This is a genomic window from Allobosea sp. LjRoot237 (assembly GCF_964253285.1).
GTDB lineage: Bacteria > Pseudomonadota > Alphaproteobacteria > Rhizobiales > Beijerinckiaceae > Allobosea.
On the sequence record NZ_CAXUQP020000001.1, the window covers coordinates 2,820,853 to 2,844,828 of the forward strand.

The following is a 23,976-nucleotide window of genomic DNA, read 5'->3' on the forward strand; positions in this document are numbered from 1 at the left end:
ACATAGTCGTGAACCGTCGGATCCATGTAACGCGTCGAAGCGAGACGACGTGTACCGGCATCGGGACGCCCGCCGGTCCGTGCATCCGCTTCGGGCAGGTTCTCAATGTCGGCTTGTAGCGCAGGCTGGAACTCAGTGAGAGCGCAGATCGCTGCATCCGGCGGCGCGTATAGCTCGCTGTCTACGGATACGTCTTAATCACTAAAGACCGGCATCGCGCAGGGCCTCGATCATGTGCTCGGCATCCTCGGGATTTCGGTAGAGGGCGAGCGCCGGCCAGTGCCGGACGGACATGTTCGGCGAGCGCTCCAGAATCTTCGCGGCGATGGCTTTCGCCTCGGCATACTGCCCGAGACGTACCAATGTCGCGGCGATCCAGACATGCGCCAGGAGAACCTGAGGCGCGCGCCGGATGCACTCCCGGAGAGGCATCACCGCTTCCTCGTAGCGCTTCAGTGCGTAGAGCGCGTGCCCCTGAAACGCGTACATGAACGGAGGGTGGAACGGGTCGAGGCGCAGATGGGCCTGCACGACCTCGAGCGCCCTGATCGGCGCGCCAGCATAGATCAGCACAGCGGGGAAGCGGACGTCGGAAAAATTCGGGTTGAGGGCGAAGGCCCGATCGAACTCGCGAACTGCGGCATCGGGCTCGCTCATCCAGGAGAGGGCCCAGCCGAGCTGGGCGCGCGTCAGCGGCAGGTTCGGATCGAGGCGAACGGCTTTGCTCGCCAGGTCATAGCCCCGCTTCAGGACGGTGGCGCGCCCGTAGTCCGGATCGTCGGGCTCGGAATAGGCTCGGATATAGGTGCCGGCCAGCTTCGCGCAGATTCCGGCATTGTCCGGATCGGCTTTCAGCGCCTCCACGAAGAGCTGTCGCGCGCTGTAGAGATCGTGCGCGGCCCATGACCGCAGATAGATCCGCATCGCGTGGTCGCCTCGCATGGCCAGGTCATAGGCGCTCCAGGAACTGGGTGGCTTTTGCGCCACGCGCTCCCTTTCGGCGCTGCCAAGATGCGCGATGACGATCCTGACGATCGAGTCCGTGATCTCATCCTGAACGGCGAAAATATCCCCGAGCGTGCGGTCGAAGCGCTCGGACCAGCGCAGGCTGCCCGACCTGGCATCGACGAGCTGTGCGGTGATCCTGATCCGCTCGCCGAACCTGCGCACGCTGCCTTCAACGATATAGCCGACACTGAGCTCCCGGCCGATCTCGCGTATGTCGATCGCCCGGCCCTTGTAGCGGAAGCAGGAATTGCGGGCGATGACCGAGAGTTCCGCGAAAGCAGACAACGCGTTGATGATGTCTTCGCTGATCCCGTCATTGAGGTATTCCTCGGAGACGTCGCCGCTCAGATTTGCGAATGGCAGTACGGCGACCGAGGGGCCATCCCGCACCGTCGCCGTCGTTTCGGACAGGCGGCTTTCGGGCGGGTCCGCGGTTTCGACGACGGCCGTGATCAGATAGCCGCGTTTAGGCACCGTCTTGATGATGCGCTGCCCGGCGACGCCCAGGACGTGGCGCACCTCGCTGATGCACTGGGTCAGGGATTCCTCGGTCACCGTGGTCGCGGGCCAGACCGCATCGAGCATCTCCTGGCGCGAGACGACGCGGCCGGCATTCTCGACGAGGAATCGCAGGACCTCGAAGCTCTTCGGCCGCAGCGGGAGCGCGGTGTTCTCGCTGGTCAGGACGCCGCCCCGGCAATCGAGGAGCCACCTTTCAAAGGTGTAGCGCTGACCCGACATCAACCCCTCTCCCGGGATCTGGAACCGCTGGCCGGGAACGGCGGACCCTTTCAGTCTTCCCTGAGAAGAATTTCAGATTTCTTTCAGGCCAAGTCAAACCCGATCCTGTCTAATCCTGATGACCCGCCAGCCCGGTCGGCGGGCTCCCCCGACCGGGCAAGAAGGCCCTTGTGACGGAGATCGACATGCCCAGGCTCCTCGCGACCGCAACCCTCGTCGCCCTGCTCGCATCAGCCGCCGGCACCCTCCCCGGCCGTGCCCAGGACGGCTTTCCGGCGCGCCCGGTCAGGATCGTCATGCCCCTCCCTACGGGAAGCGCCCTGGATGTGGTCGCCCGTCTGGTCGGCGAACAGCTGTCGAGCCGTTGGGGGCAGCAGGTCGTCGTCGAGAACCGGCCGGGCGCCTCCGGCCTGCTCGCGGCCCAGGCCGTGGCCGCCGCCGCACCGGACGGCTACACCTTGCTCGGCGGCGCCGCATTCATCTTCACCATTCTGCCCGCCCAGACCGACAAGCCGCCGATCGACCTCACCCGGTCCTTCGTCCCGATCGCCTGGATGGGCGGCGGCCCGATGTACATCGCCGTCCCGCCCCGGCTTGGCGTCAACTCCCTGCCCGAATTGATCGCATTGGCGAGATCAAAGCCGCGCGAGATCATGGTCGGCACGAATGGCACAGGAACATTGCCGCATTTCGCCGCCCTGGCATTGGAGCGGAAGGGCGACGTCCCGATCACCGTGGTTCCCTACGCCACCGGCGGCACATTGGAGGCCATCCGGGACATCCTGGGCGGGCGTGTCCATGCCACGATCGAAACCATGTCCGGCCTGCGCGGCGCGGTCCAGGCCGGCGACCTCAAGCTCATCGCCGTGATGTCGTCCGAACGCAATCCCCAGTTCCCGGACGTCCCGACCGTCGCCGAGACGCTGCCGGGGCTCACCGCCGTCGGCTGGATGATCCTCTCCGCTCCGGCCGGGACGCCTGAGCCCATCGTGCTGCGCCTGAACGAAGCCGTTCGTCACGCGCTGGCGACGCCGCTCGTCAGGCAGCGCTTCGACGAGATCGGCGTCGAAGCGAAGGCCATGTCGCCGGCGGAGTCCAGGGCCTTCATCGAGAGCGAGCAAAGGCTCTGGTGGCCGATCGTGAAGGACGCTGCGCCGAAGTAGGCAGCGCCGGGCATTGCCAAATTCGCCGGTTCGGAGGCTCGTCACATGATTGCGCACGCAAGCAGGACGGACGTCTTTCAAATGATCCTCGGCTTCCGGGCCAGTCAGGCGATTCATGTCGCCGCGACCCTCGGGCTGGCAGACCTCTTGCGCACCGAGACCAGGACCAGCGAGGCGCTCGCGGCGGCCACCGGGACGCATCCGGCCTCGCTCTATCGGCTGATGCGCAGCCTGGCCTCGATGGGCCTGTTCCACGAAGACGAGGAGCGCCGGTTCACGCTGACCGCGGCCGGGCGGCTTCTCCGCAGCGACGTCGCGGGCAGCCTCGCGCCAATGGCCCGGCTGATCGGCCGGCCGAACTTCTGGCAGGCCTGGGGCGATCTCCTCCATGCCGTCCGCACCGGCGCGACCGCATTCGACCATGTCCATGGCTGTGGCGTCTGGGATTATCGCGCAAACCACTCGGAAGAAGCCGGCATCTTCGACCGCGCCATGGCGTCCATCACGGAGCAGGCTGCCGAGGCGGTGCTGGCAGCGTGTGATTTCAGCCGGTTCCACCGGCTGGTGGATGTCGGCGGCGGCGATGGCATGCTCCTGGCCAGGATCCTCGCGGCTCACCAGCATCTCTGCGCCACGCTCTTCGACCAGCCGCACGTCATCGCGCGCGCGTCGGCCGCGCTGGAATCCGCCGCGCTCTCGGACCGTTGCCTTGCGCTCGGCGGCGACTTCTTCGTCGAGGTTCCCGAAGGTGGCGATGCCTATCTGCTGAAGTGGATTCTGCACGATTGGGACGACGCCGCCTCGGTCGATATCCTCCGCTCCTGCCGCATGGCGATGACGCCGGCCGCCAGGTTGCTGATCATCGAGCACGTCATCGACGAGCCCAATAAATCGCCGGCCGGAACGCTCATGGACCTCAATATGATGGTCATGACCGGCGGGCGCGAGCGCACGGGCGCCGAGTTTGCGGCTCTCCTCGCGGCGGCAGATTTCGAGACGGTCTCGGTGACGCCGACTGCGTCGACCCTGAGCATTCTGGAGGCGGCGCCGATATAATTGATGACTGCATCTTCCAAGCGGGAAGTGGGACTGCCGCATCTTGGAGAGCGAGGAAACAGGAGAGCCGTAACCGTACCGGCGTCCAAGCGACACGCCCACCCATGTCCGCTTTCCGGCAGGAAGCCAAATTCCGCTTCTGGCGCATTTCACCCGGTCGAGGGATGGGCGATTCTGACCCATTCCAGGCGCTCGCTGCGTCCGCTCCCGGCGGATCGGTGTGCATTCCGCATGCGTCAAGCAAGAGTCAGCTGCGTGTGCCCCCGTTCGCGGTACCGGGACCGGGCTTTTCCTTCAGGATGAGCGCTATGCTGATGAGGACGATGGCCATGCCGGCCAGCGAGAGGGGAGCAGGAACCTCGCCCAGGATAAGCCAGCCGAGCACAATTCCGACCACCGGGTTCACATAGGCGAATGTCGAGGCGACGGCCGGGCTGAAACTGCGCACCACCTGAACGAAGGAGATCAGCGCGACCACCGAAGCGAACAGGATCAGGAATGCGAAGGCACCGAGTTGCCTGTTGCTGGGTGCGTGGGGCAGTGGAGCAGCTTCGACCAGCACTGGCAGCGTCACGGCCAGCGCCGCGGCACCGATCTGATACGTGGCTGTCCAGGCGGGCGGGCTGCGCCCCATCAGCGGGCGTTGCAGCAGGGTGCCGGCTGCCCAGGCCAGTCCGGCTCCGGCGAGCAGAACGACGGTCATCAGCGCATGCTCGGGCTCGACGATCACAGAATCGGGTGCGAGCAGTGCCGGAGCCATGACGAGCCCGAGGCCGCCGAGGCCGACCGCGAGCCCGACCAGAACGTCCGGTCGCGGCCTCGAGCCGCCCGCTGCGACGTCCAGCAACGTGCTCCAGAGCGGTATTGCGCCCAGGGCCATCACGACGAAGCTCGAGGCGGCATGTTGCGAAGCCATGGCGGCGAGCCCATTGCCGCCGACCCACATCAGGATGCCCGAGAGAGCGCATGATCCCAGGTCGCGCCGGGACAGGCGCGGTGGCGGTCCGGAGGCGACGGCGCTGACTGCCGCCAGCAAGATGGCCGCGGCCCAAAGGCGTGCCGTCTGCAGCTGCAGAACCGTGACCGTGGCCGGCCCGCTGAGGCAGATCTTGACCGCGAGATAGGCCGCTCCCCAGACGAGGTAGATGACGAGCAGATGGCCATAGGACATGAGCGACGGAGAGGGAGATGAGGTGGCGATCGCCACCTCGCGGCTGTTCATGATGGTGATGCCTGTCAGTGGGCGCCATGACGGTCGATCTCGTCAGGTGATCGATGGCTCAAAGCGCAGCGATGACCGCGATCTCGACGGTGAATTGCGGGGCGGCCAGCTTCGCTTCCACGCAGGCGCGCGCGGGCGCAGCGCCCGGCGCGACCCAGCCGTCCCATACCAAGTTCATCTCGGCGAAGGAGGCGATGTCGGCCAGCCAGATCGTCGTGGAGACCAGCTTGTCCCGTCGGCTTCCGGCCTCGGCCAACAAGGCGTCGATCCGGGCCAAGATGTCGCGGGTCTGTTCGGCGACGGAGGTGCCGGGCGCCCCCAGTGCGACCTGTCCGGCCAGATGGACGCTGCCGGCATGAATGACGGCCTGGCTCATGCGAGGGCCGGGCTGGATTCGCACGGGTAGGGTCATGGAAAGAACCTTTCGATGGGGGCTGGTCTTGGAATTGGCGAGCGGGCAGCCGTCGCAACCGCCTGCTCAGGCGATGCCGCGCTCGAACAGGCGCCCAGCTTCCGGCATGACATCCGCGACGCCGGCAAGGCGCAGACTGTGCCAGGCCATCGCATGATTGCTCGAGGTCACCGGGATGCCGATGCGGGCCTCCAGCCGGGTCACGGCCTCGGCGACGCGCAGGCTGGTGCAGGAGACGAAGATGGCTTCGACGCCGGGCTGTGCGGCAAGCCTTTCCGCCGCCGCCTCGATCGATGCGACCGAGATCAGCGCCGCTTCGCGATCGTCCGGCCGGTCGAAGGTGGCGTAGGCCGGGACGCCGATGTCGCGCGACTGGAAATAGCGGGCGAGATTGGCGTTGATGAGGGGGGAGTAGGGCGTGAGCAGGCCGATGCGCCCGACATTCAGCGTCGTGAAGGCGGCGAGCGCGCCGGTCACGGGCGTGGTGCAGGCGCTGCCGGGGCGAGCCATGCGGATCTGGTCGAAGACATAGTCCTCGCCAAGCGTCATCGTTGCCGAGGTGCAGCCGAAGGCGACGACGTCGAGCGGAAGACCGGGCAGGATCAGCTCGGTACAGGGCGCGATGCGCGGGCCGATGGCGCGCAGCGTTTCAGGCGTGATCTCGGCATCGTTGAACAGCCGGGCCTCGTAGAAGGCGATGCCCGGCGCGCGGATCAGGGAACGGTATTCGTGCTCGAGCGTCTGGTCGGTGGCGAGCACAACCAAGCCGATCGCGGCGCGCGAGCCGAGCGGCGCGTCGAGCATGGAGGCCATCACGCCGAGATCGAGAGGCTCGGCGGACGGTGAGAATGCAGCGAGTGCGGACATGGGGGCGGTCCTTTCGCGTTCAGGCGGCGGCCAGGAGGCCGTCCATCGGGATGGCGGGGGTGCGGCCGGCGATCAGGTCAGCCGTGATGCGGGCCGAGCCATGCGACATGGTCCAGCCGATATGACCGTGGCCGGTGTTGAGGAAGAGGTTGCCGTAGCGCTGGCGGCCCAGGAACGGCAGATTCGTCGGCGTCATCGGACGAAGGCCCGCCCACATCTCGGCGCGATCGTAATCGGCGCCCTCGGGATAGAGCTCCTGCGTGACACGCTTCATGAAGACGAAGTCGGACGGCTTGTGGCTCTTGTCGTAGCCGGCGAATTCGGCCGTGGCGGTGACGCGGATGCGGTCTCCGAACCGTGAGATCGCCACCAGATTATGCTCGTCGACGCAGGCGAGGCTCGGCGGCTGCGGCCGGTTGCCGACGGGGATCGTCAGGGAATAGCCCTTGATCGGGTAGATCGGCAGCGACACGCCGATGCGGCGCGCGAGGCCTGCGCTCTGCGAGCCGAGCGCCAGCACATAGGCATCGCCCTTGATCGGGCCCTTGTCGGTGACGACCTGCGTGACCGCCTCGCCGGCCGTCTCGATTCCGGTGATCGTCGTACCGGTCCGGATCTCGCCGCCTCCTGCCGCCACGATCGCGGCTAGCGCCCGGGTGAACAGGGCGGAGTCACCGGTCTCGTCGGTCGGGCAATGGATCGCGCCGGCGATCTTGTCGCCCATGCCGGCGAGCGCGGAGTCGAGTGCGACCACGCCGGCGCGGTCGAGGACCTTGATGATCTGCCCGTCGGATTCCAGCAGCTTCATCTGCTGGACACCGCGATCCAGCGCCTCCTGGCTGCGATGGAAATACAGGATGCCGCGATCGTTTCGATCATAGGCGACCGTTTCCTGCCCGATCACCTCCTGGAGCATCGCCTGGGAATAGACAGCCAGCCTGTGCTTGAGCAGCGTGTTGCGCGTCGCCTTGGCCTGGGTGCATTCCATCAGGAAGGCCCAGGACCAGCGATAAAGGGCGGGATCGGCCGAGAGCTTGAAGCGTAGCGCCTGGTCCTTGAGGAAGAGCGACCTGAGCAGGATCATCGGCGCCTTCGGTGATGACCAGACGAAGGAATGGCCGGGCGCGATCATGCCGGCATTGCCCCAGCTCGTCTCCGCCGCGACCTGCGGGTTCCGTTCGATCAGCACGACCTCATGGCCGTCCTTCTGGAGCTGATAGGCCGTCGTCACGCCGACGACACCGCCTCCCAGCACGATGATCCGCTTTGCCACGCTCGGTCCTCCCCGATGGTTGTTGATGCCAGGCGGCTCTCAATGCGCGCCGAGATAGAGTCCGGCGAGCTCGGGGTTATCGAGCAGCTCCGCCGCACGCTGCTCGATGGCGACACGGCCCAGCGACAGCACATAGGCGCGCTCGGAGACGGCGAGCGCCTGTGCCGCATTCTGCTCGACCATCAGGATCGTCATGCCGGTGCGGTCGCGGATGCGCCGGATCTCATCGAAGACGTCATCCATCATCACCGGCGAGAGGCCGGCGGAGGGTTCGTCGAGCAGGAGCACGGCCGGGTCGGCGATCAGGGCTCGCGCGATGGACAGGAGCTGGCGTTCGCCGCCCGACAGCGCCGAGGCGCGCCGGTCGCGTTTGTTGGCCAGCGACGGATAGCTCTCCATCAGTGCGGCGAAGCGGCGTCGACGCTCGGTTGCGACCAGGAAACGGGCGCCGAGCAGGATGTTGTCGGCGACGCTAAGCGTGGTGAAGACGTTGTCGGTCTGAGGCACGAAGCCGACATGGTGAGTGCGCACGCGCCGGTGGACCGGCACGGCGGTCGCATCCTGCGCGTTGATGTAGATGTTTCCGGCGCGCGGCGGCACGAAACCGCCGATCGCCTTGAGCAATGTCGATTTCCCGCAGCCATTGGGGCCGAGGATCGTGACGATCTCGCCTGCTGCCACGCGCAGATCGAGCGCATGCAGGATATCGGGACCGTCGTCATAGCCGGCGCGCAGGCCCTCGACCACGATCATGCCGTCGAACTTGCTCATGCCGGCACCTTTGTCGGCAGTTTCTCGGGTGATGGCGCCACGCGCCGGGCGGCGGCGCGGCCGAGATAGGCCTCGACCACGCGGGGATGGTCCGCGAGCTCGGCCGGCGGGCAGTCGGCGATCAGCTCGCCACGGTCGAGCACCACGCAACGCTGGCAGAGATTGCGCACGAAGGCCATGTCGTGCTCGACGATCAGCAGCGTCACGCCCTGGTCATTGGCCTGCCTGAGCAGCGCGACGATGCCTTCGCGCAGGTTTGGATGCACGCCCGCCGTCGGCTCGTCGAGGCAGAGGATGCCCGGCCTGTTGGCGAGGGCAGCGGCGATGGAGAGCAGCTTCTTCTGGCCGCCGGAGATGGCGCTCGCCGGCTGATCGGCGACGCGTGTCAGCAGGAGCTGCTCCAGCAGTTCGTCGGTCCGTGCGCTGGCGCGCAGGCTTCTGCCGGCCAGGGCCGTGAGGATGCCGGCATCGGAGCGCTCGGCGGCGAGCAGCACTTCGCGGACGCTCATGCGCGTGGGCATGCGCGGCAGCTGGAAGGTGCGCAGCAAGCCGCGCCGGGCGATCTCGGAGGCCGGAAGAGCGCCGATGTTCCGGCCACCGAGCGAGACCCGGCCGGCATCCATCGCGATGAAACCGGTGAGCACGTTCAGCAGCGTGGACTTGCCGGAGCCGTTGGGACCGAGCAGCCCGACGATGCTCCCGCGCGCGATATCGAGGTCGACGTCGTCGAGCACGACATGGGCGCCGAACGCCCTGCGCAGCTTCTGCGCCGACAATGCGATCTCAACCACGGACGCTGCCCACTTTCTCGGGGACCAGTCCCTGCGGCCGCAGCAGCAGGAAGCCGAGCAGTCCGCCGCCGATCAGCGTCAGGCGCATCGCGGCGACGTATTCGGAAGGCAGGCCGAAGACATCTTTGGCGAAGGGCACCGCAGCGAAGAGCACCTGCGTAAGGATCGCGCCGACGACGACGCCGGCATGGCTCCCGAAGCCGCCGATCACCACCATCGTCCAGATCACGAATGTCTCGGTCGAGAAGAGCTGATCGGGGCCGACGAAGGTCATGTAGTGGGCGAAGAGGAAGCCCGAGAGCGCGGCCGGCACCGCTGCGACCAGCATGGCGCGCCGGCGCAGGCCATCGAGGTCATAGCCGAGCGAGGCGGTGAACTGCGGCTCCTCTCGCATGAGCCGCAGCGAGAGCCCGAACTTGCTCTGCGTCAGCCGATGGAAGAGCCACCAGGTCGCGAGCAGCAGCGCGACGGTGACGCCGAACAGGATGAGATGGCCCTGCAGCCGCGAACTGCCGGCGAAGAGCTGCGGAATGCCGCTGATGCCCTGCGCGCCGCCGGTCAGCCAGGTCTCATTGGTGGCGATGGTGAGCAGGATCTGGCCGATCGCGAGCGTCGCGATACCCCAGTAGTCGGAGCCGAGGCTGCGGCCGAGCCGCGCGAAGAACAGCGCCAGCAGGCCGACGAGCGCGAGGCCGAGCAGGAGTCCGGCGACAGGGCCGAGCCGGTTGTCGAAGGCGAGCGCCGCGCCATAGGTGCCGCAGCCGAAGAGCGCGATCTGGCCGAAATTGATCAAGCCCGCGAAGCCCGCCTGCAGGTTGAGGCTCAGCGCCAGCAGCCCGTAGAGCGCCGCGATCGTGGCGACATGGAGCGAGAACTCAAACACGCTTCACCTCGTTCACGAACAGGCCATAGGGTCGGAAGAGCAAGGCCACGACCAGGATCAGGAAGGAGGCGGCGGCGATGTAGTTCACCGGGATGAACAGGAACGGCTGGCCGGCGAGCGGGCCGAAATTGACCGCGGCCGCCAGCGTCTCGGCAAAGGAGATGACGAGCGCGCCGAAGATCGCGCCCATCGGGTTGCCGAGGCCGCCGAGGATCGCAGCAGCGAAGACCGGCAGCATCAGATCGGGCCCGAGCAGGATGTTGAGCTCGCTCTTGATCGCGATGCCCGTGCCGCCGAGCGCAGCCAGCACGCCGCTCAGGAAGATGATGAGCCGGACGACCAGGCGCGCATCGATGCCGGTTGCCCGCGCGAGATCGGGATTGGCGGCCGTGGCGCGCATGCAGCGGCCGATGTCGGTGAAGAACAACAACAGGGCAAGCAGGATGAAGGCCGTGAGGCTCATCGCCAGCGAGATCAGCTGCGTCTGCGTGACGTTGCTTCCGCCGATGTCGAAGGGCGCCGTGATCGGGAAGTCGAAATGGCGGGAATCGGGGCCCGCAGTGATCAGCAGCGCCGCCGTGAAGAGCATGCCGACGGCGAGAGAGCCGATCATGGCAATGGCGGAGCCGGACTTGAGCAGCCGCTCGAAGACGAGCACGTTCAGCAGGACTGCGATGACGCCGACCGCAAGACAGGCGACCATCACTGCGGCGGGAAAGGGGATGCCGCTTCGGGCTACGAGATAGGCCAGGAAGGGCCCGACCGTCGCGCACTGCACCAGGGCGATATTGGGGAACTTGACCAGGGAATACCCTGCGCTGAGCGCGACCGCGACGAGCGCGATGTCGCCTGCCCGCAGCAGGAGATCGACGAAAAACTGAACCATGCCGTGCCTTGCCGGAGCGTTCGCTGCGATGGGCCATCCCCCCGCGGGGGCGGGATGGCCGGGGAGCGGATCAGCCGTCAGCGCGCTTCCAAGCCGTCGGGCCCGCGCTTCAGCTTCAGATAGGGCTGGACGGAACGCTGGCGGTCGACGTCGAAGACGATCGTTCCGGTAGCGCCCTCAAAGCTCTTGCCGACATCCATTAGCGCGGCCTTGACCGCTTCAGGCTCAGCGCTGCCAGCCTTGTTCGCTGCAGCGGCGAAGATCTTCACGGCGTCGTAGCCGTAGCCGCTGAAGGACGTCTTGAAGCCCATGCCGTACTTCTTCGTATAGGCCTCCTCATAGCCCTTGCCGTTGGCGCCGATGAAGTTGAGATCCATACCGTACTGGCCGGTGACGAACTCGGGCTTGCTGTCGGCCGTGCACATCGTGAAATAGATCGCGTACCAGGGCGTCTTGTTGACGCCGAGCTCGAAGGACTCGCGGTTGATCAGCGCGGCGTCCTTGCCGTAGGCCGAGTAGATGAAGGCGTCGGGCTTGAACTGCGCCGCCTGTTGCAATTCGCGGCGATAGGATGTCTGGCCTTCGGTGTAGAGCATGGTCGAAACCACGCTGCCGCCGATCTTCTCGAACTCCGCCTTGAAACCCTCCGACATGCCTTGGCCATAGGCGTTGTTGGGGCCGACCACGACGACCTTCTTCCAGCCCATGGCGAGCGCGTCGACCGCCGAGAACCTGCTGGAGACGGCCTCGAGGCCGATGACGCTGAACGAGGTCGCGCCGATCTGGCGGACCTTGTTGCTCGACGAGCCGACATTGATGTGGATCTTGCCTTCCTGCATCAGATACTGCGCCATCGGCAGGGTGATGCCGGAAGAGTACTCGCCGATCACGACCGGCACCTTGTCGACCGCGACGAGCTTCTTGGCCGCATCGAGCGCGGAAGGTGGGCGTCCGCCGGAATCCTCGACGATGACCTTGAGTGGTTTGCCGAGCACGCCGCCGGCGGCGTTGATTTCCTCGACCGCGAGCTCGATGCCCCGGCGTTGATCCTCACCCTGGGTCGCGCTGGCCCCCGAAAGCGGGATGATCGCGCCGATCGTCGTTTGTGCCGTCGCCGGAACCGCGGTCAGAAGGCTCGTCACCAGAAGCAGTGCTGCACGCATGGTCGTGATCCCCTCTTCAATGCGGGCGTCGTTGCACCCTGAAGTGAGTACACTTTATAATTCTTATGTTGATGCACAATTCGAAATGTTGTGCAGACGCTGCCTGCACGCCGGGCAGACTGGGCCGTTTCGCGGCAAAAGGTGGAGATACCGGCGTTTTTCGCGGCAGATGGAGAAGAGCAGTCCGGGTTACACGCGAAAGGCGGTCGATCTGCGGCGCGCGACGGAGAGCCGACAAGCCGGTGCGATCGCGATGCCCGTCCTCAGGCGGCCTTGCCGAAGAAGATCAGGGCGAGGCCGCGGGTGGCGACATCAATGGCATGGGCCGAGCTCAGCGTGATGTGCTTTTGCAGGATCGCCGCGCCCTTGGCGGCGTCGCGCCGGCGCAGGGCTTCGATGATCGCGGCGTGCTCCTGGTAGCTCTCGGTCCGCTGCGCGATCACTTCAAGGTTGACGCGTCGGAAGAACCGGATCCGGGAGGCAAGCGCCTCAAGCGCCGAGGCCATCTGCGCGTTCTTGGACAGCCGCGTCAGCGCCATGTGAAAAGCCTCGTCGGCGAGCGCGATCTTCGCCCAGGAGCCTTGCTCGTCGAGATCGCTGTGCTGTTCCCAGGCTGCGACAGTCGCCTCGACCTCAGTATCCGAGGCGCGCTCACAGGCGAGCACGAAGGCGGCGCATTCGATGGCGGCGCGCAGTTCGTAGAGGTCCCGCACGGCTTCGGGCGTCAAGTTGCGGGCGTAGAACCCTTTGTTCGGCACGGAGACGACGAAGCCGTCACTCTCCAGCCGGTTGAGCGCGGCGCGAACCGGAGTGCGGCTGACGCCAAGTTGGGCGGCCAGTTCGACCTCGTTGATCTTCTCGCCGGGCCGGAAGCGGAAGTCGATCGCGAACTCCTTCACGATTCCATAAACCCGCTCGACACTGTCGGCCGCGCGCCCGCGCGGCTTGGTCCGAGGGCTCTCCCGGCCGGCGCCGGTTGCCTTCATGCTCTGGCGGGTGGCCACTATGCATCGCTCCTATCCGCCAGGCATCGACCCTGCGGATGCGAGCTATAAGGCAGATGTGCATCACAAACTAGATTCAGTTGATGCAGGCGATCGGTTGCCCCTCGACCGTCATTGGCGGCTGACTAGATCATACGCCGATGGCAAGGCCTCCACGAGCTTCTGACCGAAGCGCAGGCGATCACGGTTATGCTCGGCACGAGCGATATCGGTCCAGACCATCGTCCATCGGCGATGGCAGGCCACTGGAACTTGCCATCTTTCCAGCCTCTTGGAGAACAGGCAGACGCCGGGTCCATCGAAGTAAACCAACTTGAGCCTTTTCCGCCGGCTTTGCTCAGCGTCCCGAACGATCATCGTCGCCCGCACCATAAGCGACCAGAACGGATTGGTATTCCACTCTCCAGAAGGTCTACTTCCGGGCGACCATCCAATGTCTGCTCCTGGCGCTTCCAGGCCGTTTGATGTTCTCAGTCAGCCCTGCCACGGGCATCTACGGGCCACAGGGCGACCAATCGGTCGCCGCTGACGACATGCAGGAAATCGTGCAGATTAATCGTCGGGTCGCAATGCGGCACGGTGCACTCGACGACGGCGCCGATCGGTAGGATGCGCTGCCCTTCCTGCGGAAGGATGCGGCCGAACTCGTCGCCGCACCATTCGATCCGCCCCACCAGCTCGCTGCCGAGGAAGGCGCGCGGCGGCGGCCCATCGAGCGCAAAACTCTTGCTGCCGCCATCGGTGATGGCGAAGCCGAGCGAGCTGTGCCCGATCACGGTGACGGCGATGCGCAGCGCCGGCCTGAACTCCGGACCACCGCGGCCGTGCATGTCGACGCTGTCATAGGCCTCGTCCATGAAGACATAGGAGCCGGCCTGGATCTCGGTCAGCAGCTTGTCCTCGCCGTCGAGGAGATGGCTGCCTGTGCCGCCGCCGGAGACGATCTCCGGTGCCAGCCCGGCCGCGCGCAAGGCATCAAGCATCGACGCCAGCAGCCGGCCCATCTCCTGGTTGGCAGCCCGGCGGGCGGCGAAATCGTCGATATGCTGGACGCGGCCCTGATAGGCCTGGACGCCGCGATAGCGCAGGCCAGCCAATCCCGAGACGAGCTTCGCCAGCTCGACCGCTTCGGCCGTGGTCGCGACGCCGCTGCGCTTCAGCCCGACATCGAGATCGACCAGCACGTCGAGGGCGGTGCCGTGCCGCCGCGCTGCCTCGGCATAGGCAGTGGCGAGATCGGCCCGGTCGACCACGACGCCGATGCGCCCACCGGCCACCGCCGCACGCGCCAGCGCGTCGATCTTCGCCGGGCTCGCGATCGGCGCGCTCAGCAGCAGGTCGCGGATGCCGCCCTCGAACAGCGCCAGCAATTCGCCCGGCTTGGCGCAGCAGATGCCGAGCGCCCCGGCCGCCATCTGCCGACGGGCGATCTCGGCGCATTTGTGCGATTTCGCATGTGGCCGGACATCCAGCCCGGCGTTGCGACAGGTCTGCGCCAGCAACGCGATATTGTGCTCGAACATGTCGAGATCGAGCACCGCAGCCGGCGTCTCCAGCCGGGCACGGCTGCGCGGCTCTCCGACGAGCTTCTGGTTGAGCGCGGCCACTCCGAACAGAAGCGGATTCATGATCTGGCTCCCACGAGTTCCGCACGCCTGCTGGTCGTGGCAACCTGATCGATTGTCGCGCCGTCGGCGTCAAAGATCACGCCATAATCGCGGGCCGCTCCAGCCACCGTGACCTTGCCCTCGCGCAGATCGTCAGCGACGCGGATAGGATCGCGCTTCAGCGCATCGCCATAGCCGCCGCCGCCGGCGCCGATCAGACGGAAGACATCGCCGGTGCGAGCCGCGAAGCTCTCCATCGGCATGGTCGGCAAGACCTGTTCCGACCCATCGGCACGGATCAGGATGTGCACGGATGGCGCGCCGGCCCCACCGCCCTCGAAGCCGAAGGGTGGATGGTCGCGCCGGTCGCCGCGCAGGACGAAACGGATCGGCGCGAGGAAGCGGAGCTCGCGGATGAAGGAGAGGCCGCCGCGGAACTCGCCGGGACCGCCGCTATCGGGCACGAGGCCATAGCTGAGCACCTCGACCGGCATGTCAGCCTCGATCATCTCGACCGGCTGATTGGAGAGATTGGCGGCAGGGTTGGAGATGCCCTCGATACCGTCCTTGCCGGCGCGCGCGCCCCAGGTGCCGACCACCATTTCGTTGAGCACGAAGGGCCGTCCCTCATGCATGCCGCCGGCGGCCAGCAGATAGGGCCCACCCTCGGAGCCGCCCATCGCACGTTCGGGCACGATCTGTGCCAGCGCCTGCATGATCGCGTCGAAGACGCGGTAGCCGACGACGCCGCGGGCACCGCAGGCTGCCGGATAGCGCGGGTTGACCAGGCAGCCCTCTGGCGCCCTGACCGCGATCGGCCGCAGGTACCCCTCGCAATTGGGGATGTCCTGCTGGGAGAGGCAGCGGATCGCGCAGAAGGCGGCCGATTCAGGCAGCGAGATCGGGCAGTTGATCGAGGCGGCGACCTGGTCGGCCGTGCCGGTGAAATCGATGTCGATCGTGTCCTCGGCGACGGTGACGGTCGCGACGATCGGCAGAGGCTCAGGGTTCTCGCCGACGCCGTCGATATAGTCGGTGGCGCGGTAGACGCCGTTCGGCAAGGCGCGGATCACGTCGCGCATCATCGCCTCGGCATGGTCGTGCAGCGCGTCGATATAGGCGTCGAGTTCTTCCGCACCATAGCGGCCGATCAGCGTCTTAAGCCCCTCCTCGGCGACATTGCAGGCGGCGATCTGGGCGCGGATGTCGCCGAGCACCTCGACCGGCGAGCGCGTATTGGCCTCGAGGATGCGGAAGACCGAGTCGACCGGCTCGCCGGCCTCGTAGAGCTTGAGCAGCGGGATGCGCAGGCCTTCCTGCTGGATCTCGGTGGCGTAGATCGCGACGCTGCCCGGCACGATGCCGCCGAGATCGGTGTGATGCGCCACCGTCGCGGCAAAGCCCGAGAGCCGGCCGGTGACGAAAATCGGCTTCAGGATGTAGATATCGGGCAGATGCTGGCCGCCGGAACCGTAGGGGTCGTTGGCGATCAGGATGTCGCCCGGCTTCAGCCCGTCGCCGTAACGCTCCCGGACAAAACCCATGATGCGCGGGAAGGAGCAGAGCTGGATCGGCAGCGTCAGCCCCTGCGCGATCACCCTGCCCTGCGCGTCGCAGAGCGCGGTCGAGTAATCCATGATGTCGCGCACGACAGGCGAATAGGCCGAACGCATCACGATCAGTGCCATCTCGTCGGCGGTCGAGGCGAGCGCATTGCGGATCACTTCCAGCGTGATCGGGTCGATCTCGCGCATGCTCATGCGGCCTCCAGTGCGATGTCGATATTGCCGGCCTCGTCGAGCCTTGCGCTCTGGCCGGGGCCGACGACGCAGGTGCAATCGTATTCCTCGACGACGAAGGGCCCGCACCGCGCTGTGCCGTCGAGATCGGCTCGGCTGATCACGGCGATCGAGGCCGCGGACCGGCCGGCGTTGAAGGAAACAGCCCGGTCGGCACGCCGCATCGGCGCTTCCGCCGCGAACTGGTGGCGCGGCGCGACAAGCGGCAGGCGCACCGTCAGGCGGGCGTTGACGAGATGGACCGCATCCTTCTGCGAGCGGTGGCCATAGGTCCGCTCGTGTTCGCGGTGGAACAGCTCGTTGAGCTCGGCGATGTCGAGGCGCTTGGCCGGCACCGTCAGCTCATAGGCCTGGCCGACATAGCGCAGGTCCGCGGCATAGCGGAACTCGGCCTGCGCGAGATCATAGCCTTCGAGCGCAAGGATGCTGCGTGCATCCGCGCGGAGCTCGGCGAAGAGCTGCTCCAGCCCGGCATCGTCCAGTTCTCCTGCCCGCCGCCGCGACGGCCGCACGAACTCCTGCTCGACATCCGAGCGCAGCAGGCCGAGCGCGCTGAAGACGCCGGCAGCGCGCGGGACGATGACGCGGCGGATGCCGAGTGCGCTCGCCACTTCGGCCGCGACCACCGGACCATTGCCGCCGAAGGCGACCAAAGTCGCCTGGCGCGGATCGCGGCCGCGATAGGTTGAGACCGCCTTGACCGCCCGCGTCATGGTGGTGACCGCGAGCGTCAGCACGCCGCGCGCCGTCTGCGTCAGGTCGAGGCCCAGCGGCCGGGCGACCTGATCGTTCAGCGCGGCGCGGCCGGCATCGGCCTTGAGTGGAAAGCTGCCGCCGGCGAGCGCGATGTCGTTGATGTATCCGAGCGTCAGGAAGGCGTCGGTCAGCGTCGCCTGTCGGCCGCCAAGCCCATAGCAGACCGGACCGGGCCAGGCGCCGGCGCTCTGCGGGCCGACCGAGACCTGGTTCATCCTGTCGATGGCGACGATGCTGCCGCCCCCTGCCCCGATCTCCGAGACGTCGATGAAAGGCATCTTGATAGGATAGCCGCCGCCCTTCACGAGCTTGCTCGACAGGTTGATGCCGGCCCCGACCTCGTATTCGGTGGTGCGCGCCGGCTCGCCATGCTCGATCAGCGCCGCCTTGGCGGTGGTGCCGCCCATGTCGAAGGAAATGATGCTGGGCTCGTCACTCCCGGAAACCAGCCGCGCGCAGGCGATGACGCCGGCGGCCGGGCCGGACTCGACCAGTGAAGCGGCGCGCTTCACCGCCGAACCCAGCCGCATGATGCCGCCGCCGGAATGCATCATCTCGACCTGGCAGGTGACGCCGATCGAGGCGAGCCGTGCCGTCAGCGCGCTGGCGTAATTGCGCACGACCGGGCCGATATAAGCGTTCACCACCACGGTCGAGGTGCGTTCGTATTCGCGGATCTCCGGCAGGATCTCCGAGCCGCGGCAGATATAGACGCTGTCGCCGAGCTCGGCGCGCAGGATGGCCTCGGCCTCGATCTCGTGCTGCGGGTTGGCATAGGCGTGCAGGAAGCTGATCGCGACAGCCTCGACGCCCTCCTCGCGGAAGCGCCGCGCCGCCGCGACGACATCCTCCCGCGAGAGCGGAATGCGCACCGAGCCATCGGGGCCTAGCCGCTCGCGCGCCTCCAGCCGCAGGCGCCGCACCGCCAGCGGCTTCGGCTTGTCGTATTGCAGGTCGTAGAGCACCGGGATGCGCAGGCGGCGCATCTCGAGCACGTCGCGGAAGCCCTCGGTGGTCAGAAGGCCGGTGCGGGCGCCCTTATATTCGAGGATGGCATTGGTCGCGACCGTGGTCGCATGGACGATGCCGGTGATCCGGTCCGGCGTGGTCTGGTAGTCCTCGACCAGAGCTTTCAGCGCCTGGGCGATGCCACGGCTGTAATCGTCCGGGGTCGAGGGTACCTTGCGGGTCTCGATCAACCCATCGTCGCGCGCGATCACGACGTCGGTGAAGGTGCCGCCGATGTCGATACCGATCCGGTAGCTATGCTGCGCCATGAATGTCTTCCCGGGTTTTTGGGATCGCTGCGCTGTCCATGTCTCGGACGGGCAGCGGCGTGCGCCGGCCGGCGAGCCCCTTCGGCACCGCAGCGATGAGGGCTTGCGTGTAGGGATGCTGCGGCCGGTCGAGCACGTCGAGGCAAGGCCCCTGCTCGACGATCGCGCCCTTGCGCATCACGACGATGCGGCTGCACAGCGTGCGCACCAGAGCGAGGTCGTGGCTGATGAAGAGTAGCGTCAGGCCGAGCTCGCGGGTCAGGCGCGACAACAGGTTGATCACCTGCGCCTGCAAGGAGACGTCGAGGGCAGAGACCGGCTCGTCGGCGATCAGCACCTCCGGCTTCATCGCCAGGGCGCGCGCCAGGCCGATGCGCTGGCGCTGCCCGCCGGAAAGCTCGTGCGGCAGGCGCGGGCCGATCTCGGGCCCGAGCCCAACCAGGGTCAGCAATTCGGCGATCTCGCTTTCGCGCTGCGCCTTGGGCACGCCGCGCAATGCCAATGTCTCGCCGAGGCAGCGCGCGACGCTCTTGCGCGGGTTCAGTGCGCTGCTCGAATCCTGGAAGACCATCTGCACCCGCCGGCGCCACGCCCCGGCATGGTCGCGCATCAGCTCCGCCATCGGAGCGCCATCAAGCAGCACCTCGCCGGAGGTCGGCTGCGCCAATCCAACCGCGAGACCGGCCAGCGTCGACTTGCCCGAGCCGCTCTCGCCGACAACGCCGACGACGTCACCACGCAGGATGTCGAGGCTGACATCGTCGAGCGCGATGAGCCCGTTGTCGCGGCCGAGCAGACGGTCGAGCAGCCCGCCCTGCGGGAAGGATTTGGAGACACTACGCAGCGAGAGGATCGGGCCAGTCATCGCGGCCTCCAGCAGGCGGTGAGGTGTCCGGCCTCGGCGATGAGCGCCGGCATCTCGACGGCGCAGGGCTTGATGGCATCGGGGCAGCGCGGCGAGAACGGGCAGCCGGCCGGCAGGCGGCCGAGCCGCGGCGGCGCGCCTTCGATCGCCGTGAGTGGGCCGACCGGACCGGTGAGGCTGGGCACGCAGGCCTTGAGCAAGCTGGTATAAGGATGGCGCGGGGAGCGCTCGATCGCTTCGACCGGGCCGTCCTCCACCACCTTGCCGCCATACATCACCACGACGCGGTCGACGATCTCGGCGACGAGCTGGAGATTATGCGAGATGAAGACGATGGCGAGGCCGAGTTCGCGGCGCAGTTCGGCGATCAGGTCGACGATCTGCGCCTGTACGGTGACGTCGAGCGCGGTGGTCGGCTCGTCGGCGATCAAAAGGCGTGGCCGGCAGGCGATCGCCATGGCGATCAGCGCGCGCTGGCGCATGCCGCCGGAGAACTCGTGCGGATAGGAGGCGAGCCGCTTGCCGGCGTCGCGGATACCGACGCGCTCCAGTGACTCCGCCGCGATCCGCTTCGCCTCCCCCACCGAGACGCCGCGATGCGCGCGCACCACGTCAGTGATCTGCCGACCGATGGTCAGCGCCGGATTGAGCGAGCTCTGTGGGTCCTGGAAGACCATGGCGATGTCGCGCCCGCGCAGCGCCCGCATGCGCTTCTCGTCGGCGGCGAGCAGATCCTCGCCGTCGAAGAGCACGCGTCCGCCGGTGGCGCGCGCCGGCGCACCGAGCAAGCGCATCACCGCGAGCATGCTGAGGCTTTTGCCCGAGCCGGATTCGCCCACGATCCCGACCGCCTCGCCCGCCGCGACGGAAAAGTCGACGCCGCGCACCGCCTCGATCATGCCGCCATCGGCCAAGCGGAACCCGACGCGCAGGCCCTCGACGCTGAGCAGCGGGGCGCTCATGCGACCAGCGTCCTGGCTTCGCTGCGCGGATCGAACAATTCGCGCACCGCATCGCCCAGGAGGTTGAAGCCGATCACGGTCAGCGAAATGGCGAGGCCCGGAAAGACCGGCAGCCACCATTCGCCGGAGTAAATCGCGCTACGGGCGTCGGACAGCATCGTGCCCCAGCTCGGCTGCGGCGGCTGCACCCCGAGGCCGACGAAGCTGATCGAGGCCTCGATGACGATGCCGATCGCGACCAGAAGCGTGCCCTGCACGATGATCGGCGACAGGCAGTTCGGCAGCACGTCGCCGATGACGATCTGCCAGTGCGAGGCGCCCTGCAGGAAGCGGGCGCGGACATAATCGGCCCCGGCGATGCGTTTGGCGACGGCATAGGTGACGCGGGCGAAGACCGGCGAGAACAGGCAGCCGACGAGGACGACGATCTTGACCTCGTTGGGCAAAAGCAGCGGGCCGAGCGGCAGCGGCCCGACGCCGAGGATGCCGACGATCGCGATCGCCCAGACCAGCAGCGGAATCGAGGCGACGCCATCGACGATGCGCATCACGAGCTGCTCGCCGAGCCCGCCCTTGTAGGCGGCGAAGATCCCGGCGGAGACGCCGATCAGGGCACCGATCAGCACCGCGCCGATCCCGACCGAGAGCGAGGCGCGGGCGCCGAACAGGATCCGGCTCAGCACGTCGCGGCCGCCCTGGTCCGTACCGAGCCAATGGCTCATATTGGGCGCCGCGAGCCTGTCCTCGATGTTGAGCGCGAGCGGATCATAGGGCGCGGCCAGCGGTGCGAAGATCGCGGCGAGCAGGATCAGCCCGACGATGCCAGCCCCGAGCCAGCCGCTCCAATCAAGGCCGCGCACGGCTTTACGCAGACCGCTCATGCCGCCGCCCTCTGGCGCGGATCGAGCACGCGGTTGATCAGGTCGGCGCCGAGATTGGCGAAGACGAAGATCGCGGTGAACAGGAAGACGATGCCTTGCAGCAGCAGGAAGTCGCGCTGCGAGATCGCGTTCAAAAGCGCGCGCGACAGGCCTGGGATGTTGAAGACCTGCTCGATGATCAGCGCCCAGCCGAACATGTAGCCGAAGGAGAGCGCAGCGAGATTGATCACCGGCGGCAGCGCATTGACCAGCGCGTAGAACACCACCTGCCGGGATGAGAGCCCCATCGCTCGGGCGGTGCGGACATAGTCGCCGCGCAGGGTCTCCTGCAGGCTCGCCTGCGTCATCCTTGCGAGCACGGCGATGTAGTAGACCGCGAGCGAGACCGATGGCATCAGGATGCTCTGCAGGTGCAGCGACAGCCCGGCCGAGAGCGGGAAATAGCCGCCGGGCGGCAGCAGGCGCAGATCGACGGCGAGGAAGCGGATCAAGACGATGCCGAGCCAGAAGGCCGGGATCGACAGGCCGAGCACCGCGGCGAAGCGGCTGACCCGATCGAAGGCCCCGCCCGGCCGAAGCGCGGCAAGAATTCCGATGCCGACACCGCAGATCAGCGCGATGGTGAAGGCGAAGAGCACGATCGACAGCGTCACCGGCAGGGCGCTCACAATGTCGGTCGCGACATCGCGCCCGGTGACGAAGGACTTGCCGAAATCCCCGCGCATGACGTCGCCGAGCCACGAGGCGTATTGCGACAGGAACGGCCGGTCGAGGCCGTGCGTCTGCTCGAACTGCACGATCTGCTCAGCCGTCGCATCAGTCCCGAGCACGATCCGGGCCGGCGAGCCCGGTCCGGAGCGTGTCAGCGCGAACAGCGCGAGGCCGACGAAGAGCAGCGTGCCGATCGAGGAGACGATGCGGCCTGCGATGAGGCGGAGCATGGCAGGCTCGCTCAGACCTTGATCTCGCCGGGCGCGATGGTCAGGCCCTGGTTGACCTTCACATCCTGCAGCGCCTGCCGCCAGAGATTGGAGGCATGGACATAGCCGAGCACGCCGAGCGGCGCGTCGCGGGCAGCGAGCGCCTGCAGCTTGCCATAGGCGTCCTTGAGCCTGGCTTCCTCGGTCTCGGCGAAGGCCGCGGCAAGAGTCTGGTTGAACTCGGGATTGTTGTAGCCCGTGCTCTTGGACAGCACCTGTTCCGGCGTCAGGCAGACCTGCATGATGTAGCTCGGCTCGCCCGGCGACATGAAGACCTGCAGCGCCGCCTGGTGCTCGCCGCGGATCGCCTGCTGGATCAGAACCGAGAACTCGTAGACCTTGAGGTTGACCTTGATGCCGATCTTGGCGAGCTGCGCCTGCACGAAGATCGCCGCGTCCTTGGTGTCGAGCAGATAGGGCTCGGCCTGGATGCTGAGGTCGAACTCGGCGCCGGCAGCGTATTTCGATTTGGCCAGCAGCGCCTTGGCCTTGTCGAGATCGAAGCCGAGCTCCTTGTCCGCCTCGGCGTTGAACCACCAGCCGCGCGAAGGCGCCGGCACGGCCGAGGGCTCGAGCAGCCCGTAATAGACCTTCTCGCCGATCGTCTTGCGATCGATCGCGGCCGAGACCGCCTTGCGGAAGTTCACATCGTCGAAGGGGGCTTTCAGGTTGTTGGTGTACATCAGCAGCGCGCCGCCCAGCGTCGGACGCGAGGCGCCGGTGATGCCCGGCATGGTTTTCAGCCGGTTGAACTCGCGCGGCGGCGGGGCGCTGATCAGGTCGACCTGGCCGGTCAGCAGATAGGCGACGCGGGTGGCGTCCTCCGGGATCATCTTGACGACGAGCCGGTCCCAATGCGGCAGCCCCTTACGCCAATAGCTCGGGTTCTTCCTGAAGCTGATGTAGTCGTTCGGCTTCCACTCCTCGAAGACGCCGAAGCCGGTACCGACCCCGGCGGGACGCGACTTGAAATAGCCGTCGCCATGCTCCTTGCGCGAGCCGGCCGGGTAGATGCCCATGTATTTGGTCAGGAAGTAGAGCCAGGGGCCGTAAGGCTCGGAGAGCTCGAACTGAACCTTGAGCGGACCCAGCACCGTGACCTTGGTGATGCGGGTGAAGAGCGAGCGGCGCGCCGCCTTGTTGGCCGGATCGAGCAGGTAGTCGAAGGAGTATTTCACATCCTCCGCCGTCATCTTCTTGCCGTTGTGGAAGCTGACGTCGTCGCGCAGCTCGAAGGTGTAGGTCTTCTTGTCGGCCGAGATCACCGGCAGGGCCCTGGCGAGCTGCGGCTTCAGCAGGCCGTCGACATCGTATTCGACCAGGTTCTCGAACACGGTCTGGCCGAGAACCATGGCATCGTGATTGAGCTGGTTTATCGGATCTATGGTGATCGGATTGCTCGGCAGGACGATGGTCAGGGTCTTGCCACTGGTCGGTTGGGCGTGGAGCAGGCTCGCGGGCAAGAGGCCGCCAAGGGCGCCGCCTGCTGCGGCTGCGAGAAGCGCACGGCGATTTGTCGGCACGGTCAGCATCGGAGTCCCCCTTGTTTTATGGCAATGCCTTGGCGGCGCCGGCGGCCGACACCGCGCCGAACGGATGAAAGCTAGAT

General features: G+C 66.9%; 21 protein-coding genes. 2 read left to right on the top strand and 19 right to left on the bottom strand.

All coding sequences use genetic code 11. The annotated features are described in order from the left end of the window. Positions 1-201 precede the first annotated feature (201 nt). Positions 202-1,749, bottom strand: a complete 1,548-nt coding sequence (locus ACSQ24_RS13625) for a winged helix-turn-helix domain-containing tetratricopeptide repeat protein (protein ID WP_436095192.1) — start codon at positions 1,747-1,749, stop codon at positions 202-204. A gap of 185 nt (positions 1,750-1,934) precedes the next feature. Here ACSQ24_RS13625 and ACSQ24_RS13630 point away from each other — a divergent pair, with 185 nt between their 5' ends. After that, complete coding sequence (locus ACSQ24_RS13630) at positions 1,935-2,912, top strand: Bug family tripartite tricarboxylate transporter substrate binding protein (RefSeq protein ID WP_436095193.1); 978 nt, start codon at positions 1,935-1,937, stop codon at positions 2,910-2,912. Positions 2,913-2,957: 45 nt separating this feature from the next. Further along, positions 2,958-3,968 carry a methyltransferase gene (locus ACSQ24_RS13635; RefSeq protein WP_436095194.1) on the top strand — a complete coding sequence of 337 codons (1,011 nt, stop codon included), beginning with the start codon at positions 2,958-2,960 and terminating at the stop codon, positions 3,966-3,968. 247 nt (positions 3,969-4,215) lie between these two features. Here ACSQ24_RS13635 and ACSQ24_RS13640 read toward each other — a convergent pair whose 3' ends face one another. The 18 genes from ACSQ24_RS13640 to ACSQ24_RS13725 all read right to left on the bottom strand — a co-directional run bounded on the left by ACSQ24_RS13640 (position 4,216) and on the right by ACSQ24_RS13725 (position 23,899). Then, positions 4,216-5,175: a DMT family transporter gene (locus ACSQ24_RS13640; protein WP_436095195.1), complete on the bottom strand. Its 960-nt coding sequence runs from the start codon at positions 5,173-5,175 to the stop codon at positions 4,216-4,218. A gap of 73 nt (positions 5,176-5,248) precedes the next feature. After that, positions 5,249-5,602 carry a RidA family protein gene (locus ACSQ24_RS13645; protein WP_436095196.1) on the bottom strand — a complete coding sequence of 118 codons (354 nt, stop codon included), beginning with the start codon at positions 5,600-5,602 and terminating at the stop codon, positions 5,249-5,251. Positions 5,603-5,668: 66 nt separating this feature from the next. Then, complete coding sequence (locus ACSQ24_RS13650) at positions 5,669-6,469, bottom strand: maleate cis-trans isomerase family protein (protein ID WP_436095197.1); 801 nt, start codon at positions 6,467-6,469, stop codon at positions 5,669-5,671. Between the two features lie 19 nt (positions 6,470-6,488). After that, positions 6,489-7,742 (bottom strand): D-amino acid dehydrogenase, encoded by a 1,254-nt coding sequence (locus ACSQ24_RS13655; protein ID WP_436095198.1) that lies wholly within the window; start codon positions 7,740-7,742, stop codon positions 6,489-6,491. A 39-nt stretch (positions 7,743-7,781) separates the two neighbouring features. Next, positions 7,782-8,513 carry an ABC transporter ATP-binding protein gene (locus tag ACSQ24_RS13660; RefSeq protein ID WP_436095199.1) on the bottom strand — a complete coding sequence of 244 codons (732 nt, stop codon included), beginning with the start codon at positions 8,511-8,513 and terminating at the stop codon, positions 7,782-7,784. Further along, entirely contained in the window at positions 8,510-9,304 is a 795-nt protein-coding gene (locus ACSQ24_RS13665; protein ID WP_436095200.1) for an ABC transporter ATP-binding protein, read from the bottom strand. The genes ACSQ24_RS13660 and ACSQ24_RS13665 overlap by 4 nt, the downstream gene beginning before the upstream one ends. Then, complete coding sequence (locus ACSQ24_RS13670) at positions 9,297-10,187, bottom strand: branched-chain amino acid ABC transporter permease (protein WP_436095201.1); 891 nt, start codon at positions 10,185-10,187, stop codon at positions 9,297-9,299. The genes ACSQ24_RS13665 and ACSQ24_RS13670 overlap by 8 nt, the downstream gene beginning before the upstream one ends. Beyond that, entirely contained in the window at positions 10,180-11,073 is an 894-nt protein-coding gene (locus ACSQ24_RS13675; RefSeq protein WP_436095202.1) for a branched-chain amino acid ABC transporter permease, read from the bottom strand. The genes ACSQ24_RS13670 and ACSQ24_RS13675 overlap by 8 nt, the downstream gene beginning before the upstream one ends. Before the next feature lie 77 nt (positions 11,074-11,150). Continuing rightward, positions 11,151-12,236: an ABC transporter substrate-binding protein gene (locus ACSQ24_RS13680; protein ID WP_436095203.1), complete on the bottom strand. Its 1,086-nt coding sequence runs from the start codon at positions 12,234-12,236 to the stop codon at positions 11,151-11,153. A gap of 263 nt (positions 12,237-12,499) precedes the next feature. Further along, complete coding sequence (locus ACSQ24_RS13685; RefSeq protein ID WP_436095204.1) at positions 12,500-13,240, bottom strand: GntR family transcriptional regulator; 741 nt, start codon at positions 13,238-13,240, stop codon at positions 12,500-12,502. A 470-nt stretch (positions 13,241-13,710) separates the two neighbouring features. Further along, on the bottom strand, positions 13,711-14,868 hold the full coding sequence (locus ACSQ24_RS13690) for a DSD1 family PLP-dependent enzyme (RefSeq protein ID WP_436095205.1): 1,158 nt from the start codon (positions 14,866-14,868) through the stop codon (positions 13,711-13,713). Continuing rightward, entirely contained in the window at positions 14,865-16,607 is a 1,743-nt protein-coding gene (locus ACSQ24_RS13695) for a hydantoinase B/oxoprolinase family protein (protein WP_436095206.1), read from the bottom strand. Before ACSQ24_RS13695 ends, ACSQ24_RS13690 begins: the two co-directional genes overlap by 4 nt. Then, entirely contained in the window at positions 16,604-18,679 is a 2,076-nt protein-coding gene (locus ACSQ24_RS13700) for a hydantoinase/oxoprolinase family protein (protein ID WP_436095207.1), read from the bottom strand. The genes ACSQ24_RS13695 and ACSQ24_RS13700 overlap by 4 nt, the downstream gene beginning before the upstream one ends. Further along, positions 18,666-19,544, bottom strand: a complete 879-nt coding sequence (locus ACSQ24_RS13705; RefSeq protein ID WP_436095208.1) for an ATP-binding cassette domain-containing protein — start codon at positions 19,542-19,544, stop codon at positions 18,666-18,668. The genes ACSQ24_RS13700 and ACSQ24_RS13705 overlap by 14 nt, the downstream gene beginning before the upstream one ends. Beyond that, complete coding sequence (locus tag ACSQ24_RS13710; protein ID WP_436095209.1) at positions 19,541-20,506, bottom strand: ABC transporter ATP-binding protein; 966 nt, start codon at positions 20,504-20,506, stop codon at positions 19,541-19,543. Before ACSQ24_RS13710 ends, ACSQ24_RS13705 begins: the two co-directional genes overlap by 4 nt. Continuing rightward, positions 20,503-21,387 (bottom strand): ABC transporter permease, encoded by an 885-nt coding sequence (locus ACSQ24_RS13715; RefSeq protein WP_436095210.1) that lies wholly within the window; start codon positions 21,385-21,387, stop codon positions 20,503-20,505. The genes ACSQ24_RS13710 and ACSQ24_RS13715 overlap by 4 nt, the downstream gene beginning before the upstream one ends. After that, on the bottom strand, positions 21,384-22,328 hold the full coding sequence (locus ACSQ24_RS13720; protein WP_436095211.1) for an ABC transporter permease: 945 nt from the start codon (positions 22,326-22,328) through the stop codon (positions 21,384-21,386). The genes ACSQ24_RS13715 and ACSQ24_RS13720 overlap by 4 nt, the downstream gene beginning before the upstream one ends. Before the next feature lie 11 nt (positions 22,329-22,339). Continuing rightward, positions 22,340-23,899: an ABC transporter substrate-binding protein gene (locus ACSQ24_RS13725; protein ID WP_436095212.1), complete on the bottom strand. Its 1,560-nt coding sequence runs from the start codon at positions 23,897-23,899 to the stop codon at positions 22,340-22,342. Between the last annotated feature and the right edge of the window lie 77 nt (positions 23,900-23,976).

Coding starts and splice junctions, on each gene's coding strand:
- ACSQ24_RS13625 (WP_436095192.1), bottom strand. CDS start 1,749: ATGTCGGGTCAGCGCTACACCTTTGAAAGGTGGCTCCTCGATTGCCGG.
- ACSQ24_RS13630 (WP_436095193.1), top strand. CDS start 1,935: ATGCCCAGGCTCCTCGCGACCGCAACCCTCGTCGCCCTGCTCGCATCA.
- ACSQ24_RS13635 (WP_436095194.1), top strand. CDS start 2,958: ATGATTGCGCACGCAAGCAGGACGGACGTCTTTCAAATGATCCTCGGC.
- ACSQ24_RS13645 (WP_436095196.1), bottom strand. CDS start 5,602: ATGACCCTACCCGTGCGAATCCAGCCCGGCCCTCGCATGAGCCAGGCC.
- ACSQ24_RS13650 (WP_436095197.1), bottom strand. CDS start 6,469: ATGTCCGCACTCGCTGCATTCTCACCGTCCGCCGAGCCTCTCGATCTC.
- ACSQ24_RS13660 (WP_436095199.1), bottom strand. CDS start 8,513: ATGAGCAAGTTCGACGGCATGATCGTGGTCGAGGGCCTGCGCGCCGGC.
- ACSQ24_RS13675 (WP_436095202.1), bottom strand. CDS start 11,073: ATGGTTCAGTTTTTCGTCGATCTCCTGCTGCGGGCAGGCGACATCGCG.
- ACSQ24_RS13680 (WP_436095203.1), bottom strand. CDS start 12,236: ATGCGTGCAGCACTGCTTCTGGTGACGAGCCTTCTGACCGCGGTTCCG.
- ACSQ24_RS13690 (WP_436095205.1), bottom strand. CDS start 14,868: ATGAATCCGCTTCTGTTCGGAGTGGCCGCGCTCAACCAGAAGCTCGTC.
- ACSQ24_RS13695 (WP_436095206.1), bottom strand. CDS start 16,607: ATGAGCATGCGCGAGATCGACCCGATCACGCTGGAAGTGATCCGCAAT.
- ACSQ24_RS13700 (WP_436095207.1), bottom strand. CDS start 18,679: ATGGCGCAGCATAGCTACCGGATCGGTATCGACATCGGCGGCACCTTC.
- ACSQ24_RS13705 (WP_436095208.1), bottom strand. CDS start 19,544: ATGACTGGCCCGATCCTCTCGCTGCGTAGTGTCTCCAAATCCTTCCCG.
- ACSQ24_RS13710 (WP_436095209.1), bottom strand. CDS start 20,506: ATGAGCGCCCCGCTGCTCAGCGTCGAGGGCCTGCGCGTCGGGTTCCGC.
- ACSQ24_RS13715 (WP_436095210.1), bottom strand. CDS start 21,387: ATGAGCGGTCTGCGTAAAGCCGTGCGCGGCCTTGATTGGAGCGGCTGG.
- ACSQ24_RS13720 (WP_436095211.1), bottom strand. CDS start 22,328: ATGCTCCGCCTCATCGCAGGCCGCATCGTCTCCTCGATCGGCACGCTG.
- ACSQ24_RS13725 (WP_436095212.1), bottom strand. CDS start 23,899: ATGCTGACCGTGCCGACAAATCGCCGTGCGCTTCTCGCAGCCGCAGCA.